The 18,329-nt window shown below is 64.9% G+C and carries 19 protein-coding genes; 5 read left to right on the top strand and 14 right to left on the bottom strand.

Features of this window, described 5'->3' with window-relative positions; genetic code table 11:
- Nucleotides 1-117 precede the first annotated feature (117 nt).
- From GTP90_RS07595 to GTP90_RS07580, 4 genes are all read left to right on the top strand, one after another.
- The gene (locus GTP90_RS07595) at nucleotides 118-1,659 is read left to right on the top strand and encodes a hypothetical protein (RefSeq protein ID WP_161082926.1); all 1,542 of its coding nucleotides are present in this window, start codon (nucleotides 118-120) and stop codon (nucleotides 1,657-1,659) included.
- 6 nt (nucleotides 1,660-1,665) lie between these two features.
- Complete coding sequence (locus GTP90_RS07590; RefSeq protein ID WP_161082925.1) at nucleotides 1,666-2,793, top strand: hypothetical protein; 1,128 nt, start codon at nucleotides 1,666-1,668, stop codon at nucleotides 2,791-2,793.
- 38 nt (nucleotides 2,794-2,831) lie between these two features.
- The gene (locus GTP90_RS07585; protein WP_161082924.1) at nucleotides 2,832-3,386 is read left to right on the top strand and encodes a cytochrome b; all 555 of its coding nucleotides are present in this window, start codon (nucleotides 2,832-2,834) and stop codon (nucleotides 3,384-3,386) included.
- A 122-nt stretch (nucleotides 3,387-3,508) separates the two neighbouring features.
- Nucleotides 3,509-4,567 (top strand): patatin-like phospholipase family protein, encoded by a 1,059-nt coding sequence (locus GTP90_RS07580; RefSeq protein ID WP_254451768.1) that lies wholly within the window; start codon nucleotides 3,509-3,511, stop codon nucleotides 4,565-4,567.
- On the opposite strand, the gene waaA is transcribed toward GTP90_RS07580, so the two are convergent.
- From waaA to rfbB, 9 genes are all read right to left on the bottom strand, one after another.
- Complete coding sequence (waaA, locus tag GTP90_RS07575; RefSeq protein ID WP_161082922.1) at nucleotides 4,564-5,853, bottom strand: lipid IV(A) 3-deoxy-D-manno-octulosonic acid transferase; 1,290 nt, start codon at nucleotides 5,851-5,853, stop codon at nucleotides 4,564-4,566. The two genes, GTP90_RS07580 and waaA, sit on opposite strands and share 4 nt — an antisense overlap.
- An 8-nt stretch (nucleotides 5,854-5,861) precedes the next feature.
- The gene (waaC, locus tag GTP90_RS07570; protein WP_161082921.1) at nucleotides 5,862-6,875 is read right to left on the bottom strand and encodes a lipopolysaccharide heptosyltransferase I; all 1,014 of its coding nucleotides are present in this window, start codon (nucleotides 6,873-6,875) and stop codon (nucleotides 5,862-5,864) included.
- A 4-nt stretch (nucleotides 6,876-6,879) separates the two neighbouring features.
- Nucleotides 6,880-8,262 (bottom strand): phosphomannomutase/phosphoglucomutase, encoded by a 1,383-nt coding sequence (locus tag GTP90_RS07565; protein ID WP_161082920.1) that lies wholly within the window; start codon nucleotides 8,260-8,262, stop codon nucleotides 6,880-6,882.
- An 80-nt stretch (nucleotides 8,263-8,342) separates the two neighbouring features.
- Nucleotides 8,343-8,660, bottom strand: coding sequence for an H-NS histone family protein (locus tag GTP90_RS07560; protein WP_161082919.1), 318 nt, complete (start codon nucleotides 8,658-8,660; stop codon nucleotides 8,343-8,345).
- A 66-nt stretch (nucleotides 8,661-8,726) separates the two neighbouring features.
- Nucleotides 8,727-9,821 carry an MraY family glycosyltransferase gene (locus GTP90_RS07555; protein WP_161082918.1) on the bottom strand — a complete coding sequence of 365 codons (1,095 nt, stop codon included), beginning with the start codon at nucleotides 9,819-9,821 and terminating at the stop codon, nucleotides 8,727-8,729.
- Between the two features lie 191 nt (nucleotides 9,822-10,012).
- Entirely contained in the window at nucleotides 10,013-10,870 is an 858-nt protein-coding gene (gene rfbD, locus GTP90_RS07550; protein WP_161082917.1) for a dTDP-4-dehydrorhamnose reductase, read from the bottom strand.
- Nucleotides 10,867-11,415: a dTDP-4-dehydrorhamnose 3,5-epimerase gene (rfbC, locus tag GTP90_RS07545; RefSeq protein WP_161082916.1), complete on the bottom strand. Its 549-nt coding sequence runs from the start codon at nucleotides 11,413-11,415 to the stop codon at nucleotides 10,867-10,869. Before rfbC ends, rfbD begins: the two co-directional genes overlap by 4 nt.
- Nucleotides 11,412-12,308, bottom strand: a complete 897-nt coding sequence (gene rfbA, locus GTP90_RS07540) for a glucose-1-phosphate thymidylyltransferase RfbA (RefSeq protein ID WP_161082915.1) — start codon at nucleotides 12,306-12,308, stop codon at nucleotides 11,412-11,414. The genes rfbC and rfbA overlap by 4 nt, the downstream gene beginning before the upstream one ends.
- Nucleotides 12,305-13,378: a dTDP-glucose 4,6-dehydratase gene (gene rfbB, locus GTP90_RS07535; RefSeq protein ID WP_161082914.1), complete on the bottom strand. Its 1,074-nt coding sequence runs from the start codon at nucleotides 13,376-13,378 to the stop codon at nucleotides 12,305-12,307. The genes rfbA and rfbB overlap by 4 nt, the downstream gene beginning before the upstream one ends.
- 141 nt (nucleotides 13,379-13,519) lie before the next feature.
- Here rfbB and GTP90_RS07530 point away from each other — a divergent pair, with 141 nt between their 5' ends.
- The gene (locus GTP90_RS07530; protein WP_161082913.1) at nucleotides 13,520-14,371 is read left to right on the top strand and encodes a symmetrical bis(5'-nucleosyl)-tetraphosphatase; all 852 of its coding nucleotides are present in this window, start codon (nucleotides 13,520-13,522) and stop codon (nucleotides 14,369-14,371) included.
- Here GTP90_RS07530 and GTP90_RS07525 read toward each other — a convergent pair.
- The 5 genes from GTP90_RS07525 to ruvX are packed head-to-tail and all read right to left on the bottom strand — an operon-like array spanning nucleotide 14,368 to nucleotide 18,317.
- Entirely contained in the window at nucleotides 14,368-15,114 is a 747-nt protein-coding gene (locus GTP90_RS07525) for a lysophospholipid acyltransferase family protein (RefSeq protein WP_161082912.1), read from the bottom strand. The two genes, GTP90_RS07530 and GTP90_RS07525, sit on opposite strands and share 4 nt — an antisense overlap.
- Before the next feature lie 9 nt (nucleotides 15,115-15,123).
- Nucleotides 15,124-16,425: a dihydroorotase gene (locus GTP90_RS07520; protein ID WP_161082911.1), complete on the bottom strand. Its 1,302-nt coding sequence runs from the start codon at nucleotides 16,423-16,425 to the stop codon at nucleotides 15,124-15,126.
- Nucleotides 16,426-16,433: 8 nt separating this feature from the next.
- Entirely contained in the window at nucleotides 16,434-17,399 is a 966-nt protein-coding gene (locus GTP90_RS07515) for an aspartate carbamoyltransferase catalytic subunit (protein ID WP_117012038.1), read from the bottom strand.
- Nucleotides 17,400-17,410: 11 nt separating this feature from the next.
- Complete coding sequence (pyrR, locus tag GTP90_RS07510; protein WP_161082910.1) at nucleotides 17,411-17,926, bottom strand: bifunctional pyr operon transcriptional regulator/uracil phosphoribosyltransferase PyrR; 516 nt, start codon at nucleotides 17,924-17,926, stop codon at nucleotides 17,411-17,413.
- A gap of 4 nt (nucleotides 17,927-17,930) precedes the next feature.
- Nucleotides 17,931-18,317 (bottom strand): Holliday junction resolvase RuvX, encoded by a 387-nt coding sequence (gene ruvX / locus GTP90_RS07505; RefSeq protein ID WP_161082909.1) that lies wholly within the window; start codon nucleotides 18,315-18,317, stop codon nucleotides 17,931-17,933.
- Nucleotides 18,318-18,329: the final 12 nt, after the last annotated feature.

Genomic DNA, 18,329 nt, shown 5'->3' with positions numbered 1-18,329 from the left:
CGGCAGCATCGATTGCCACTTCACCAAGGCTGTCAATCACTTAATTTACCAAAGACAACTAATTGCATATGTTATAATTGATAGTTGGAAAACTATTATTTAACTCTTGCAATGAATTTGACGAAACTCGCCCTTGCCTGCGCACTTGCTTCCACCCTGGCCGCCTGCGGCGGTGGTGGAGGTGGCGGCAGCACCCCTGCCACGGACGCCGGCTCTGTGGTGGTGCAGCCCGCTCCGCCATCAGCCGGCCCGGTGGCCGACACCAAAGCCCTGTTCGGCAGCCTGCGCACCAACCTGCAAGCCTGGTCCGACGCAAACAAGGACGGCGGCGGCCTGAGCAACAGCTCGCACGCGATGAAGGCCGATTTCGACATCGCCACGTCGCCGCTGGACCAGAACCTGGCCAACTGGATCAGCGTTTCGTTCAGCGGCATCAAGCTCTACGACGACTTCATCCAGAAGCGATCCACGGCCATCACCATCAAGGACGGCGAGTCATGGGCGCCAATGGGCGCGTGCACGCTGTACAAGGATATGGCGGCGATCATCCCCATGACCAGCAACGACGTATCGTCGGTCACGCCGAGGAGCGTCTCCTGCACGCTGAACGGCATGGCCGTCGAAGGTTCGGAACGCAAATTGGCATCGAGCAGCCTCTATACCCACACACTCATCGGCAATAGCATCACGCTGACGCCGGCAGCCAGCGGCAGCTTCGCCTACACCACCCAGACGATGCGCTTCTCGCAGACATATTACCGGGACCAGTACGGCCCCTACGGCTACCAGCCAGTGAGCGGCGGGACGCTCGTCGGCAACGCAACGCAGGGCACCATCGGCTACCGGATCAACGGCGATATCCTCACCACGTTGCAGATCGACGGCACCATGCCCGCGCACGCCAACGCCGCCGGCACCTTGATCACCGACTACGAAACCTGGCATGTCAAAGCCTCCACCACGGCGCAGGCGTCGGGCATCAACAGCTACGCGCTGTCCGGCAGCATCAGCGCGGTCAAAAACGGGGCGGCGCTTGGCACCGTCAAGCTGGCCGACACATCCTTCATCCGTGCCTCCGTCAACGGCAACAGGTACCGCGCCGTCGAAGCAAAGCTGGACATCGAAGTCGCAACGGCCAACAACAGCGCCAGCGGCACCCTGACCCTCAATAACTTCGAAACCGACAAATACGGCAGCGGCTACCAGCCATCCTACACACAGTTCAGCGGTAACTTCACCAACAGCCGTGCCGAGAGCTTCAAAGGCGTCATCACGGTCGAAGTGTCGAACTACAAGAACTACATCAGCTGGGAGCCGCAGTCGGCGACCAACTTCGCCCCGACCAAAACTTCGTTCAAAGGCAGCCTGAAGATCGTCGGCCGTCCCGTGCTGGACATCGAGTTTGCCAACCATGACACCAGCTACAACACCGCCCAATTCAACGGCACCTACAACGACGGCGCCAACGCCATCACGTTCGACGGCAACACCGCGCCGCCAGGAACGACCCATATCGCCAGCGCCACCGGTGTCACGGTCACGCTGGTGGACGGCGTCAAGCTGATCGACGTCTACAAGAACAACAGCAAGACCGCACAGATCAATACCGGCACCCGGGTGATCAACTACATCGATGGCACTTTCGAGACGCTGAACTGATCCATCATGCGCTTGATTTCCTTACTGGGCGCCCTGCTTGCGGCAAGCGGGGCGGCGGCGCAGACCGCCGTCGCCGACAGCGACATCGCACTGCGCGCCCCCAGCGCCGCCTGGCAGCCCTATGCCAAGGCACAGGCCTGGGCGGCCTACGACGCCGTGCCGATCCGCGAACTGGGCCGCGACTGGAGCGACGGCTACGCCCCGCGCAATGGCCGCAACGTCTTCCTGCAGCGGGACCGCGTGGAATTCGGCGTGGAGAAAGACGGCTGGCGCGTCGGCGCTGAATACCGGCTCGAAGGGTCGCTGCAGGCGAACCGCGACGCGGTGGACCTGTATCACCTCTATCAAAGCCACACGACGCCCGGCAAGGCGCTCGATTTAGCGGTGGACGCCCATTCGAAACAATGGGCGGCGGCGGGCGCGCGCGTGGGCCGCACCTTCGCCCTGCCCGACCTGGGCGCGGGCCATCCCCTGCTGATGGTGTCGGCCGCCGTGTACGGGCGCGCCCGCAATCACGACAGCAGCGCGTCCGGCATGGTCAGCTACAAGCCCGAGACCGCGTACCGCATCGACGGCGCGTACACCAACTCGAAGACGGACTACACCTATCCGTTCATGCCGGAGTCGGTACAAAAATCGTCGGGCGCCAGCGTCTCGGCCGCCTTGCAATGGCCGCTGAGCAGCCAGCTCACCGCCAACCTGGCGGTCAACGACTTGTGGAGCCGCATGCACTGGACCAATCTGCCGTGGACGGTGCAACGCATCGCCTCCGACGTGCAGACCGTCGATGGCGACGGCTACATCAACTACAAGCCGTCCATCGTGGGCCAGAACAGCTTGATCGAGCGCACCGGCACCATCGGCGCCAGCACCGCGCTCAACCTCACTTACCGCCACCAGCAATGGGCGGTGCGGGTTAGCGCGCAGCGCATCGCCGGCACCACCATACCGGAAGCCATCGGCAGCTACACCAGCCAGTGGGGCACGTTCAGCGCCAGCTATGACACGCGGTTCAACATGGTGGGACTGGGCTACGAACAGGGCCCGTTCCGCCTGCGCGTGCGCACCGACCGCCTGCCGTTCAGCGAAGCGCACGCGTTCAGCCTGGAGACGGGTTTGTATTTGGCCTTCTAACAGTTGACGCTTGGTCAATGTGGATGTAGTTTGTCGCCATGGATACCAAAACAAACTTCAGCCGCACCACCATCGTCCTGCATTGGCTGGTGGCGGCCACCATCATTGGCTTGATTGCGCTCGGCATTTACATGGTCGAGACGGAATCCTGGCATCTCTACGACATTCACAAATCGATCGGCCTGCTGGCGTTCGTGGCGATCCTGGCGCGGCTGGCCTGGCGCTGGCGCAATGGATTGCCGCAGCCGGTGCGGCCGGTGTCGCGGCTGGAGCATGTGACCGCCGTGGCGGCGCATGTGGTGCTGCTGATCCTGACCGTCGTGCTGCCGCTGACCGGCATGCTGTTCTCCGGCGCCAGCGGCCACGGTTTCGGCATCTTCGACTGGCAGATTTTCCCCAGCCACGAAGTGGCCGGCCAGGCCGTGCCGCTTAGCGCCCGCTGGTCCGACTTCGGCCAGACCATGCACGGCTTCCTCGGCTACCTGCTGCTGGTGCTGATCGTGCTGCACGCCGCCGCCGCGCTCAAGCACCATCTGATCGACAAGGATGCGACCCTCAAACGCATGCTGGGCCGCACCCCGGAATCAACATAAAGACAAGACAGTTATCCGCATCGCAAATATCCCTCATGCGATATTAAAAGTTGCCCCATGGAATTTATCGTGATAACTTATGCTGCACTGCCGCATAAAGGATAAATTTAATGCAACAAACCATGAAAAAGAAGACCGGCCTGGTCTTGGGTGGAGGCGCGCCGAACTCGCCTCTGATCGCTGGTGCGCTGGCTGCCTTCCTCGACCAGGAAGTCGAATTCGACGTGATTTCCGCCTCGGGTGCGGGCGTTCTGATGGGCTTGCTGTACGCGGCGCCGCTGGAGGGCTCGCCGCGCCAGGCGCTGAAACGCTGGGCCGATACCGGCGTCTCCGACAGCATCTACAAGATGATGCCGGTGAATTACAAGGTCTTCCACAAACCGGGCCAGGAGGCGGACGCCTTCCGCAACGCTTTCGCGCCGGCCACCAGCCATCCGGTTTTTGGTGCGATGCAAAATGTTTTCGGCCAGGTGCCGTGGACCGACTGGACCCAGTTGCTGATGTCGACCATGTCGCCGTCCAACCTGTCCGCCAAGAGCCTGGGGCTGTGCGCGCACGCGCCGTTCCTGGAAGGCGCGGTCGACTTCTCCGCCATCGCCAGCATGAAGCCGGAGTTCTACATCAACGCCTACAACCTGAACCAGCATCGCATGACGATCTGGAACAAGCATGAAATCAAGGCGGAGCATGTGCGCGCCGCGCTGTCCTTCCCCTTCCTGTACGCGCCGACCGAAATCGACGGCGAGGAATACATCGAAGGCGCCGCGCTGGAGACGCTGAATTTCGATCCCTTCATCGAAGGCAAAGGCGAGCACCATGACACCGACACGTTGATCGTGCTGGACATCCTCGGCGACGAGCGCCTGCTGCGCAAGCCGCGCAACCTGTACGACGCATGGGTGGGTTCGATGATCACGCCGCTGGTGAAGATCTCGCAGAACCAGATCCGCCTGTTCGAGCTGGAACACAACACCGACCGCAAGACCGGCCTGCCGAAGCGCCGCCTGCTCAAGCTGGAGTTGATGGCCGCCGTGCCGGACGATCACATGCCGAACACGATGGACTGGTCGACGTCCAACATGCAGTTCCTGTTCGATATCGGCTACAAGGCGGCGACGCGCTTCTGCCGCCAGCACTCCACGGTGCTGCGCTACGCCGAAGAGGCGGAGTTGGCGGGTTAAAGTTTGAGCAGCGGCGGCAGCAAGGCCAGCGTGCGGCGCGTGGCGCCGCGATGCTGGTTGGCGAAGGCCAGCGCGTTGCGGCCCATCGCCGCGCGCGCCGCTTCGTCGTTCAGCAGGCGCCCGGCGGCGGACATCAGCTCCGCCGCGTCGGCCACGCGTTGCGCACCGCCCGCGGCCAGCGCATCTTCCGTCACCAGCGCGAAGTTGAAGGTGTGTGGACCGATCAGCACCGGCTTGCCCAGCGCCGCCGGCTCGATCAGGTTCTGGCCGCCCAACGGCAGCAGGCTGCCGCCCACGAAGGCCACATCGCAGGCCGCGTAATAGGCGAACATCTCGCCCATCGAATCGCCCAGCAGCACATCGACAAAGCCCGCCAGCACGGCATCGCCGCCATCCAGCGCCAGCTTGCTGCGGCGCTGCACGTTCAGGCCGTGCGCGCCCACCATCTTCTCCACTTCATCGAAACGCTGCGGGTGGCGCGGCACGATCAGCAGCAGCACATTGGCCGGCAGCGCGGCGCGCTCGCGGCGGAAAGCATCGAGTATCAGCTCTTCCTCGCCCTCGCGCGTGCTGGCGCACAGCAGCACGGGACGGCCGCCGGTCACACCGCGCAGCGCAGCGCCGATGGCCAGCGCCGCATCGGGCACCACCACGTCGAACTTGATGCTGCCGGTGATCTCCACGCGCTGCACGCCCAGCGAGCGCACGCGCTCCGCGTCGGCCGCCGTCTGCGCGGCCACCAGCGAGATGCCGCGCGCGGCGTCCACCAGCAAGGAACCGAAGCGGCGCGACCTGCGCAGCGAGCGTTCCGACAGGCGGGCGTTGGCCAGCACCACCGGCACGCCGCGCTGGCCGCATACAGCGATCAGGTTCGGCCACACCTCGGTCTCCATCAGGATGCAGACCACGGGCTTGAAGTGTTTGATGAAGCGGCCCACCATCGTCGCCGTGTCATATGGCAGGTAGGACTGCACCAGCCGCGCGCCATGTTTGGCGAACAGCGTCTTGCCGGTGGCGCGGCCGGTCGGCGTCATGTGGGTGAGGACGATGCGGCTGTCCGGATACTCGGCCAGCAGCGCGTCGATCAAGGGCTCGGCGGCGCGCGTCTCGCCGACGGAGACGGCGTGTACCCACAGCGCCGGCGATGTGGAAGCGGCGCCGCTGTAGAAGCCGAGGCGCTCGCCCCAGTGCTGGCGATAGCCCGGCTCCTTGCGGCCGCGCAGCCACAAGCGGGTCAGCACCAGCGGCAAGGCCAGCAACCACATCACGGAATAGAAAATACGCATAAAGTTGTTTATACCCGCGCAAGCAGGCTGCGGGCTGCGGACAGCACTTCGGCCACCGACGGCGGCGTGCCGCGGTCGCCCAGGTTGATGATGCGCGGCGACCAGTTGCCCTCGGTCTTCCAGCGCGGCGAATCGGCGTAGATTTCCACCGTCGGCCGCACGAAGGCAGCGGCGATATGGGTCAGTCCCGTGTCGACGCCGATCACCAGGCCGGCGTGGCGCGCCAGCAGCATGGCGTCGGCCATCGACAGTTTAGGCAGCACCCGCGCGTTCGGCAGGCCGGCGGCCAGCACCTCGGCTTCGGCCTTTTCCTTTGGCGAGCCCCAGGGCAGCAGGATGGGCATGGGCGCCAGTTCGCGGCCCAGCGCGATCCAGTTCTCCGGCGCCCACTTCTTCGGATCGCGCGCGGTGCCGTGGAAGTAGACCACGTAAGGCTCGGCCGGCATCCACTCCGGACGCGGCTCGCTGGCCGAGACTTCCGGCAGGCCGAAATCGGCCGGCGTGTCGACCTCGTAGCCCAGCGCCGCGGCGGCCACCAGGCGGCCGCGCGCCACCGCGTGGGTGCGCGGGTCGGTCGGTATGCTCAGGTTGTGGAAGATGCGCGAGATGCCCTCGTAGCCGGAGCCTTCGCTGCCGTTGGCCAGGCCAACCTTGCGGCCGCCCTTGACCACGCGGGCCGCGCCCATGATGATGCCGGTCTTGAGCAATCCCTGCGTATCGAACACGTAGTCGTACTGCTGCTCGCGCAGCGTGCGGAAGAAGTGCTTGATCTCGGCGCGCGTCTCGGGCTTGCCGAGACTCTTGCGCCAGCGCCGCAGCGCAAACGGGATGATGGTGCGCACGCGCGCGTTGAGCCGCACCAGGCTGACGTAGCCCTCCTCCACCACCCAGTCGATGTTCGCGTCCGGGAAATGGCGGGCGATATCGGCCACCATCGGCAGGTTGTGCAGCACGTCGCCCAGCGAGGAGACGCGCACCAGCAGGATGTTCAGCGGCTTGCGGCCGCCCGCTTGCGCCGTCATGCGCTTAGAACGGCAGTTCCGCGTCCGGCTTGGCGGCCAGGATCACGCTCTTGAACTGGCCCTGGATGCGCGCCAGCGCGGCCGGCGTTTCGGCTTCGAAGCGCATCACGATCACCGGCGTGGTGTTGGACGAACGCGCCAGGCCGAAGCCGTCCTCGTACTCCACACGCAGGCCGTCGATGGTGATGATCTGCACATTGCCGGGGAACTTGGCGTCGCTGCGCAGCTTGTCCATGACGATGACGTTCTCGCCTTCGTTCAGGTGCAGGTGCAGCTCGGGCGTGCTGTCCGATTGCGGCAGCGAGTTCAGCAGCTTGGACGGATCGGCTTCGCGGGTCAGGATCTCCAGCAGGCGGGCGCCGGAATACAGGCCGTCGTCAAAGCCGTACCAGCGGTCCTTGAAGAAGATGTGGCCGCTCATCTCGCCGCCCAGCGGGGCGCCGGTCTCGCGCAGCTTGGCCTTGACCAGCGAGTGGCCGGTCTTGTACATCAGCGGCACGCCGCCGTGCTTGCTGATCCACGGCGCCAGGTGGCGGGTGCACTTGACGTCGTACAGAATCTGCTCGCCCGGATGGCGGCTCAGCACGTCGGCCGCGAACAGCATCATCTGGCGGTCCGGATAGATGATCTGGCCATCCTTGGTGACCACGCCCAGGCGGTCGCCGTCGCCGTCGAAGGCGATGCCCAGCTCGGCGTCGGTCTGCTGCAGGCAGCGGATCAGGTCCTGCAGGTTTTCCGGATGTGCCGGGTCTGGGTGGTGGTTGGGGAAGTTGCCGTCCACTTCGCAGAACAGTTCGATCACTTCGCAGCCCATGCCACGGAACAGGTCGCCCGCGAACGCGCCGGCCACGCCGTTGCCGCAGTCCACCGCGATCTTGATCGGACGCGCCAGCTTGACGTCGCCGATGATGCGTTCCAGGTACTGGGCGCGGATGTCGTGGGTGCTGTAGGCGCCCTTGCTTGCCGCCGGCGAGCCGTCATGGTCGACGATGCGCTGGTACAGCGCGGTGATGGCTTCACCGTGGATGGCCTCGCCGGCCAGCACCATCTTGAAGCCGTTGTAGTCCGGCGGATTGTGGCTGCCCGTGACCATGATGCCGGACGCGGCGCCCAGCACGTTGGTGCCGAAGTAGACCATCGGCGTGGCCACCACGCCCAGGTCGATCACATCCACACCGGCCGCTTGCAGGCCTTCGGCCAGCGCCGCCGCCAGCACCGGGCCGGACAGGCGGCCATCGCGGCCGATCACGACCTTCTTTTCACCCTTGGCCAATGCGGCCTGGCCGAAGGCCTGGCCGATCTGGCGGGCAACGCCCGCATCCAGGGTTTTATCGATGATGCCGCGGATGTCGTAGGCCTTGAAGATCGTTTTAGATAAAGAAACCATAGTGTGGAAATGTAGTAGCGAGGAAGGTTGAAGCCGGCGGCCGGCCTATCCGGCCGCCGGGTGATTGAAGTGCCAGCAGTTTAAACCTTTAAGCCGGCGATGTCTTTACCGGCATCGACCCACTCCTTGACCCATTTGGGCTGGCGGCCGCGGCCAGTCCACAATTGGCTGGGGTCGGCCGGGTTGCGGTAGCGCGGCGCCACGCTGCCGGTCTTGGCGCGGGTGCCGCCGCTGCCACTGCCCACCAGCTCTTTCAAGGGCACGCCCACGCTTTGGGCGATGGCCAGTATCTGCTCGCGCGCCTTGGCCAGGTCCTGGCTTTCGCGCTGTTTTAATTCGCGTTTAACTTGTTCCTGCAGATTGCGTAAATCCGCGGACGACATATTCGACAGATCCATTGGAAATTCCTTTTAAGTGAGGTGATATAAAGCCCGGCGGGAATATATTACATCAACATAAAAATATCAGGTTTTCTTGTGGCGTATCATCCAGCGTGGCGATTTAAATCGGACGATGCGCACATAAATCCAGATGTAACTGCCGATAAACAAAATACAGCACACCATTAATGCCCAGGTATAGCGCCAGAATACCGTGGCCGGTATCACCGCCATCAGAGAAAACAGCCATAAATAAGGCGAAGTCATCGAATTGCGGCGTATCAGCGCGCGCGCCTCTTTGCGGCCGACCGCCCATTGGACGATGCGGCGGAAGATTAAACTATGTAAATGGATACCATCCGGCATGGCCGGAGACTTTCCACGGACAAACATTCGTCGATAAACGGAAAACAAGGTTTCAAAGGTCGGGTAGATTAACAGCAAGGCCGCGTACCACGTAGAAACCTGCGGATTGCGCATTACCAGCAACAGGGTCAGTTCGCCCAGCATGAAGCCGATAAAATACGCGCCGCCGTCGCCCAGGAAAATCATGCCGACCGGATAATTCCAGATCAGGAAGCCGGCGGTGGCGCCGGCCACCATCAGGGCCGCGATCAGCACGAACATGTCGTTGACCTGCAGCGCCACGTAGCCCAGCGACAGCAGCATGCAGATGCACACCACGCTGGCCAGGCCGTTGAAGCCGTCGATGATGTTGACCGCGTTGGCGATGCCGGCCACGGCCAGCACCGTCAGCGGCAGGGTCAGCCACATGTATTGCAGCGGCCAGGCGCTAAACATCCAGTCGATGCGGTCGACGCGGGCGTCGAGCAGGAAATAGCCCAGCGCGGCGGCGGCCATGGTCAGCAGCAGGCGGCGGCCGGCGCTGACGCGGCCGGTGTAGTCCTCGACGATGCCGCCGACAAAGGCCACGGCCGCGCAGGCCAATAGCGACATCAGCAACTGCGTCATGGCGGGCACCCGCCAAATGGAAATGAAAGAACTCAGCGCCACCGACAGGAATATCGATAAGCCGCCGATGCGGGCGACGTGGTGGGCGTGCACTTTTTGCACCCCCATGAAATCGGAATCGAGCGCAGGGCCGTGCAATCTCGCTTCTTTAATCACCAGCAGGGTTAGCAGCGCGGAAGCGACAAAGCTCAGTAAAAAGGAAAACATATTTTTCTATACAAAATTACCGGGGCGCTAACCGATAAGGATGGATTGCACGCTAACTGGGGATTGTACCGGATTAAGCCGGCCTGGCCGGAATTGATGGCTTGCCATCCTGCCGGCGCGCGGTATTGGCGCGTCGGCATGATAGCAGCAGCGTGGGGGCGGGAGGAAACGGGCTTACCAACCGATACAACTCAGCCCATGCACAGGCGCAGGGCTTCTTTCCAGTCCGGCAAGTGGCAGAAGCGCGCCGTCAGCCGCTCGGACGACATCACCGAGTACTGCGGGCGTCTGGCCGGCACCGGATACTCGGCGCTGGTGATCGGCAATACGCGGCAGTCCAGCCCGGCCGCCTCGACGATGGCCCGGGTGAAGTCGAACCAGGTGGTCTGGCCCTGCGCGCTCAGGTGATACACGCCGCTGTTCTGCACCCACCACTCGCGCCCGCCCGCGTGGGCTTGCGACAGCACCAGCGCGGTGGTGTCGGCGATGGTGCGGCTCCAGGTCGGCGCGCCATGCTGGTCGGCCACCACGCGCAGTTCGTCGCGCTCCCTGGCCAGGCGCAGCATGGTCAGCAGGAAGTTCTTGCCGCGCATGCCGTACACCCAGCTGGTGCGGAAGATCAGGTGCGGAATGCCGGCCGCCGCGATGGCCTGCTCGCCGGCCAGCTTGCTGGCGCCGTAGACATTGAGCGGGCCGGTCGGGTCGTCCTCCACCCGCGCCGACGGCGCGCTGCCGTCAAACACGTAGTCGGTCGAGTAGTGCACCATGGCCGCGCCCAGCAGCCTGGCTTCCTGCGCCATCAGGCCCGGCGCCTCGGCGTTGATGCGGTGCGCCAGTTCGGGCTCGCTCTCGGCCTTGTCGACCGCCGTGTAGGCGGCCGGGTTGACGATCAGCTTGGGTTTTTCGCGGCGGATGACGTCGCGCACCTGGTCCAGGTCGGACAAGTCCATCACGTTGCGGTCCACCGCCACCACCTCGCCGATGCCCTGCAGGCTGCGCACCAGTTCGTATCCCACCTGGCCGGTGCTGCCGGTCAGCAGCACCTTCATGCGAACACCTCGGCGTCGGCCAGCAGCACGGCGGCCTGGTCCTTGGCCGACAGCAGCGGCGCCGCGTCCAGCGCCGGCCACTCGATGCCGATGGCCGGGTCGTTCCACAGCACCGAGCGCTCGTGCTCGGGCGCCCAGTAGTCGGTGGTCTTGTAGAGGAATTCGGCGGCGTCGCTGGTGACCACGAAGCCGTGCGCAAAGCCGGGCGGTATCCACATCTGCTTCTTGTTCTCGGCCGACAGTTCGATGCCGTACCACTGGCCGAAGGTCGGCGAGCTCTTGCGCAAATCCACGGCGACGTCGAACACGCTGCCGGCGGTGGCGCGCACCAGCTTGCCCTGCGCCTGCTGGATCTGGTAGTGCAGGCCGCGCAGCACGCCCTTGGCCGAGCGCGAATGGTTGTCCTGCACGAACGGCAGCGTCACGCCGGTCAGCTCGGCGAAACGGCGGGCGTTGAAGCTTTCGTAGAAAAAGCCGCGGTCGTCGCCGAACACGCGCGGCTCCAGCACCAGCAAGCCCTCCAGCGGTGTAGCGATCACATTCATCGTGGCACAACCTTGTCTTCGAGGATTTGCAGCAGGTACTGGCCGTAGTTGTTTTTCTTCAGCGGCTCGGCCAGCTTGCGCAGCTGGGCGGCGTCGATATAGCCCTTGCGGTAGGCGATCTCTTCCGGGCAAGCCACTTTCAGGCCCTGGCGCTTTTCAATGGTGGCGATGAACTGCGAGGCGTCCAGCAGCGACTCGTGGGTGCCGGTATCGAGCCAGGCCATGCCGCGCCCCATCACTTCGACGTTGAGCTGCTGCTTTTCCAGGTAGACGCGGTTGACGTCGGTGATCTCCAGCTCGCCGCGCGCGGACGGCTTGATGCTGGCCGCGATGTCGCACACCTGGTTGTCGTAGAAGTACAGGCCGGTGACGGCGTAGTTCGATTTCGGCTGGACCGGCTTTTCCTCGATCGACACGGCGGTGCGGTTGGCGTCGAACTCGACCACGCCGTAGCGTTCCGGGTCCTGCACGTGGTAGGCAAACACGGTGGCGCCGTCGGTCTGCTCGGTGGCGTGGCGCAGCAGCGCGTCCAGGTCGTTGCCGTAGTAGATGTTATCGCCCAGGATCAGCGCGGACGGCGAGTCGCCGACGAAGTCCTTGCCGATGATGAAGGCCTGCGCCAGCCCGTCCGGCGACGGCTGCACCGCGTAGCTGATCTTCAGGCCCCACTGGCTGCCGTCGCCCAGCAGGTCCTGGAAGCGCGGCGTGTCCTGCGGCGTCGAGATCAGCAGGATCTCGGTCATGCCCGCCAACATCAGCACCGTCAGCGGGTGGTAGATCATCGGCTTGTCGTAGATCGGCAGCAGTTGCTTGGAGACGCTCATCGTCACCGGGTACAGACGGGTGCCGGAGCCGCCGGCCAGGATAATGCCTTTGCGGTTAGGGATGCTCATTGCTGGCCTTCGCGATTAAAGTAATTGGTTTCCACCCACTTGGCGTAGCTGCCCGACTGCACGTCGGCCACCCAGGCCTGGTTGTCCAGGTACCACTGCACGGTCTTGGCGATGCCGGTCTGGAAGGTCTCGGCCGGTTTCCAGCCCAGTTCGCGCTCCAGCTTGCGGGCGTCGATGGCGTAGCGGCGGTCGTGGCCGGGACGGTCCTTGACGTAGGTGATCTGCGCGCGGTAGCTGGCGCCGTCCGCTTTGGGTTTGAGCTTGTCCAGCATGTCGCACAGCGTGTGCACCACGTCCAGGTTGGCCATCTCGTTCCAGCCGCCGACGTTGTAGGTCTCGCCCAGGCGGCCGGCCTCCAGCACGCGGCGGATCGCAGCGCAGTGGTCGCTGACGTACAGCCAGTCGCGCACCTGCTGGCCGTCGCCGTAGATCGGCAGCGGCTTGCCGGCCTGCGCGTTGGCGATGATCAGCGGGATCAGTTTTTCCGGGAAGTGGTACGGGCCGTAGTTGTTGGAGCAGTTGGTGGTCAGCACCGGCAGGCCGTAGGTGTGGTGATACGAGCGCACCAGGTGGTCGGACGCGGCCTTCGAGGCCGAATACGGGCTGTTCGGCGCGAACGCGGTGGTCTCGCTGAACGGCGCGTCGTCCGGTCCCAGCGTGCCGTACACCTCGTCGGTAGAGACGTGCAGGAAGCGGAACGCGGCCTTCTCGTCCTCCGGCAGCGCCGACCAGTAGGCGCGCGCCGCTTCGAGCAGGCTGAAGGTGCCGTTGATGTTGGTGTTGATGAACTCGCCCGGCCCGAGGATGGAGCGGTCCACATGGCTCTCGGCGGCGAAGTGCACCACCGCGCGCGGCTTGTGCTGCTGGAACAGCGCCAGCACCTGGGCCTGGTCGCAGATGTCGCCGCGCACGAAGAGGTGACGCGCGTCCTGCTTGAGCGAAGCCAGGTTGTTCAGATTGCCTGCGTAGGTCAGCTTATCGTAATTGACAACTGGCTCGTCCGACTGCGCCAGCCAGTCGAGGACAAAATTCGAGCCGATGAAACCCGCACCACCCGTCACAAAAATCATTTAGTATCCCGCTGCAAGAGTCAAATTAGTCGTATGCATGATTTTATGTGAAACTGCCCTGCTACCGGGCAAAAATCGACACCCCGCACTCTGATTTCAGGGTATTTCAGATTCCAAAGCAACGAACTACAGAGCATCCATATGAAAACCTATGTAATCGGGGATTTACAGGGCTGCCACGAGCAGGCCCTGGCGATGCTGGAGCGCATCCGCGAACACGCCGGCGAGGACGAGCCCGCCATCCTGTTCGCTGGCGACCTGATCAATCGCGGCCCCGACTCGCTGGCCACCTTGCGCCACGTGCGCGCGCTGGCGATGGGCAGCGGCGGCCGCATCGACAGCGTGCTCGGCAACCATGACCTGCACCTGCTGGCGGTGGCCTACGGCATCCGGCCCGAGCACAAGTCTGACACGCTGGCCGAGATCCTGCACGCGCCCGACCGTGACGAGCTGATCGATTGGCTGCGGCGCCGTCCGCTGGCCATCCACACCCAGGGCCATGTGCTGGTGCACGCCGGGCTGCTGCCGCAATGGACGGCGGCGCAGGCGATGGCGCTGGCCGGCGAGGTGCAGCAGATGCTGCGCAGCCCCGGCCTGGCGGAATTCCTGGCCGAGATGTATGGCAACCTGCCCGACCAGTGGAGCGACGATCTGCAGGGCGCGGACCGGCTGCGCTGCATCATCAACGCGATGACCCGGCTGCGCTTCTGCACTGCCGAGGGCAGGATGGATTTCAAGATGAAGGAAAGCGGCACGGCCGAGCCGGGTTCGGGCCTGATGCCGTGGTTCGAGGTGCCGGGCCGGCGCAGCCGCAAGGAGACAGTGGTGTTCGGCCACTGGTCGGCGCTGGGGCTGCTGATGCAGCCGAATCTGATCGGCCTCGACAGCGGCTGCGTGTGGGGCGGGCAGCTGTCGGCCGTGTGCCTGGAAGACCGGGCCCTGCTGCAGGTGCAGTGCCCGGAATTCCGCCAACACAGCGGCAAGAAAGGCTAGTGCGCGGTTGCCGTCACGCCCAGCGCGGCGGCGACGGCCTGGTGCGACGCCTCGGCCAGATCGCGGCGGTGCGCGCCGATGCTGTCGATGGCCGGCAGTATCGTCAAGCGCGCCTTCACCGGCGGGCCGTCCAGGATCAGCATGATGCTCTCGGCGAAGGTGGTCTCGCCGATGAAATCCACCGACGGATGCGAGGCGCCCGCAGGATCGCGGTACGACAGCGCGATGGCCTGCACCGGCACCTTGGCGTCGATGGCCGCCTCGAACAGGTTGGCGTGGAACGGCAGCAGGTTGCCCTGCGCCGCCGTGGTCCCCTCCGGGAAGAAGGCCACGCGCTCGCCGCGCTCCAGTGTGTGCACCAGTCCCTTGAAGATGTGCCGCAAGTCGCGCCGGTTGCCGCGCGCGATGAAGACCGTGCCGGCCTTCTCCGCCAGCCAGCCGGCCAGCGGCCACGAGCGGATCTCGGCCTTGGCCACGAAGTGGCTCGGATGCAGGCTGTGGATGACGAAGATGTCCAGCCACGACACGTGGTTGGCCACCACCATCGCGCGGTCCAGCAGCGGCACGCCCACGCTTTGCTCCACCGTCACATTGCACATCGCCAGCAGCCTGGTCGACCAGCGGCGGATGTGGCCGTTACGCTTTTCCTGGTCGATCCACGGGAACACCGTCGCACAGATCGCCATTCCGCGCAGCACATGCAGAAACACCCGCGCCAGGCGGAAGATCATCGAAAGCTTCATGCAAACCGATCAGCTGCGTTGGAAGGCGACGTGCCCGGCCACGATGGTGGCGCGGACCTGCCCGGCCAGGTTGTAGCCGAGGAAAGGCGTGTGCTTGCCCTGGCTGGCCAGCGCCGACGCTTCCACCGTCCAGCGCGCCTCCGGATCGAACAGGCAGACGTCGGCCGCCGCGCCGACCGACAAGGTGCCGGCGTCCAGCCCGGCCACGCGGGCCGCGTCGGACGTGATGCGGGCCAGCGCGCGCGCCAGCGGACGCACGGAACCCGTGTCCTGCGTGGCGGCGTAGTCGTCGGCCCATTTCAGCGCCAGCGACAGCAGCAGCTCCAACCCGGTGGCGCCGGGCGAGGCTTCGCCGAACGGCAGCAGCTTCTCGTCGTCGTCGACCGGCGTGTGGTCCGAGCACAGCGCGTCGATGGTGCCGTCCAGCAGGCCCAGGCGGATCGCGTCGCGGTCGCGCTGGCTGCGGAACGGTGGCGTCACGCGCGCGTTCGAATCGAAGAAGCCGATGTCGGCGTCGGTCAGGTGGATGTGGTGGGCGCCGACGTCGCAGGTGACCGGCAGGCCTTCCTTCTTGGCGTTGCGCACCAGCTCGAGGCCGGCCGCCGACGACATGCGGCACAGGTGCACGCGGGCGCCGGTGGCACGCATCAGCTCGAAGATCGTGTGCAGCGCGATGGTCTCGGACATCACCGGCACGCCGGACAGGCCCAGGCGCGAAGCCAGCGGGCCGCTGGCCGCGATGCCGCCGCGGCCGATATGTGCGTCCTGCGGACGCAGCCACACGGTGTAGTTAAAGGTCTTGGCGTACTGCATGGCGCGCAGCAGCACGTTGGAGTCCTCGATCGGCTCTTCCGCCTGCGCGAAGCCGATGCAGCCGGCCTCGGTCAGCTCGGCCATCTCGGTCAGCGCCTGGCCCTTGAGGCCGACGGTCAGCGCGCCCAGCGGGTGCACATTGGCCTGGTTCAGCGTCTTGGCGCGGTGCTTGAGCATCTCGACCAGGCCCGGCTCGTCCAGCACCGGATCGGTGTCGGGCGGGCAGATCAGGCTGGTCACGCCGCCTTGCATGGCGGCCTGCATTTCCGATTCCAGCGTGGCCTTGTATTCGTAGCCCGGCTCGCGCAGGCGCGCCGACAGGTCGACGAAACCGGGCGAGACGATCAGGCCGCTCGCGTCGATGGTCTGGTCGGCCGTGAAGCCGGCTGGTGCGCTGCCAATCGCCAGCACCTTGCCGTCGGCGATGTAAAGGTCTTGTTTGCCATCGATGCCGTTGGCCGGATCGATCAGGTGGCCGTTTTTGATATGAAGTTTCATGCCTGCTTTCATCCCTGCGTCCCCGCCACTATGCTCATCACCGCCATCCGTACCGCAATCCCGAACGTCACCTGCGGCAGGATCACCGCCTGCGGGCCGTCCGCCACCGCCGAGTCGATCTCGACGCCGCGGTTCATCGGGCCCGGGTGCATGACGATCGCGTCCGGCTTGGCCAGCGCCAGCCGTTCCGGCGTCAGGCCGTAGCTCTTGAAGTATTCCTGCGCCGACGGCAGCAGCGCGCCGCTCATGCGCTCGTTTTGCAGGCGCAGCATGATGATCACGTCCACGCCCTTCAAGCCCTCTTCCATGTTGGTGAAGGTGCGCACGCCCATCTGCTCCAGGCCGCCCGGCAGCAGCGTGTGCGGGCCGATGGCGCGCACTTCCGGCACGCCCAGCGTGGTCAGCGCGTGGATGTCGGAACGCGCCACGCGGCTGTGCAGGATGTCGCCGACGATCGCCACCGTCAGGTTGGTGAAGTCCTTCTTGTAGTGGCGGATGGTGTACATGTCCAGCAGGCCCTGGGTCGGATGCGCGTGGCGGCCGTCGCCGGCGTTGACCACGTGGACATGCGGCTGCTTGGTGTCGTGCAGGTGCTTGGCGATCAGGTAGGGTGCGCCCGATTGCGCGTGGCGCACCACGAACATGTCGGCGTGCATGGCCGACAGGTTGTCGATGGTGTCGAGCAGCGATTCGCCCTTGCTGGCGGACGAGGCCTGGATGTTCAGGTTGATCACGTCGGCCGACAGGCGCTTCGAGGCGATCTCGAAGGTGGTGCGGGTGCGCGTGGAGTTCTCGAAGAACAGGTTGAACACCGATTTGCCGCGCATCAGCGGGACCTTCTTGACGTCGCGGTCGGAGATGCCGACGAACGACGAGGCGGTGTCCAGGATGTGGTTGACGATGGACTTGGGCAGCCCCTCGATCGACAGCAGGTGCTGGAGTTCGCCGTGTTTATTCAGTTGCGGATTAAGCATAAGGTTTAGCTCTAAACGTATTCTATGGTTAGCGTGAATTTTCCATCGTCGGCGCGCTTGAGCACCAGCGCCTGACCCGGCGGCACCTGCACGTGGCCGGCGACGAAGTCGGCCGCCACCGGCAGCTGGCGCTCGCCGCGGTCGACCAGCGCGGCCAGCATGATGCGCGCCGGGCGGCCGTAGTCGAACAGCTCGTTGATCGCGGCGCGCGTGGTGCGGCCGGTGTACAGCACGTCGTCCACCAGCAGGATGTTGGCGGCCGCCACGTCGAAGCCGATGTTGGTCGGCTTGATGTCGGCCGGCAGGCCCTTCTTGGCGTAGTCGTCGCGGTAGAAGGACACGTCCAGCACGCCGCAGCGGGCGGACAGGCCGAGGTCGGCCGCGAGGCGCTCGGCGATCCAGGCGCCGCCGGAGTGGATGCCGACGATGGCGACATCGGCCACGCCGGCCAGGCCGGCTTTGACGTCGGCCAGCAAGGTCGCGTACAGCGCTTCGGCGTCGAGTTGGTGGGGATTCAGTGTGGACATGGGTTTAATGAGTGTCGAAATATTGTTGCAGGATGATGGCGGCGGCGCGGTCGTCGATGACCTCGCCGCGCTTGGCCGTGATCACGGCCGAGGAATAGCGTTCGTCCACCAGCTCCACCGGCAGGTTGAAGCGGCCGTGCAGCTGGTTGGCGAACTTGCGGGCGCGCGCCGTCATCTCGTGCTCGGCGCCGTCGGGATGCATGGGCAGGCCGACCACCAGCCGCGCCGGCTTCCACTCGTCCAGCAGCGCCTGGATGTCGGCAAAGCGGGTGGCGTTGTCGACGGCGGCGATCACCTTGACTGGCTCGGCCTGGCGGATCATGGTGTTGCCCATGGCGACGCCGATGCGCTTGACGCCGAAATCGAATGCGAAGATGGTCTCGATGGTCACGGTTAGCCTGGC

Origin of the sequence: Duganella vulcania (assembly GCF_009857655.1) — a bacterium.
Classification (GTDB): Bacteria; Pseudomonadota; Gammaproteobacteria; order Burkholderiales; family Burkholderiaceae_D; genus Rugamonas; species Rugamonas vulcania.
Note: the sequence above shows the minus strand (reverse complement) of the source record. Positions and strands in the feature narration are given on the sequence as shown.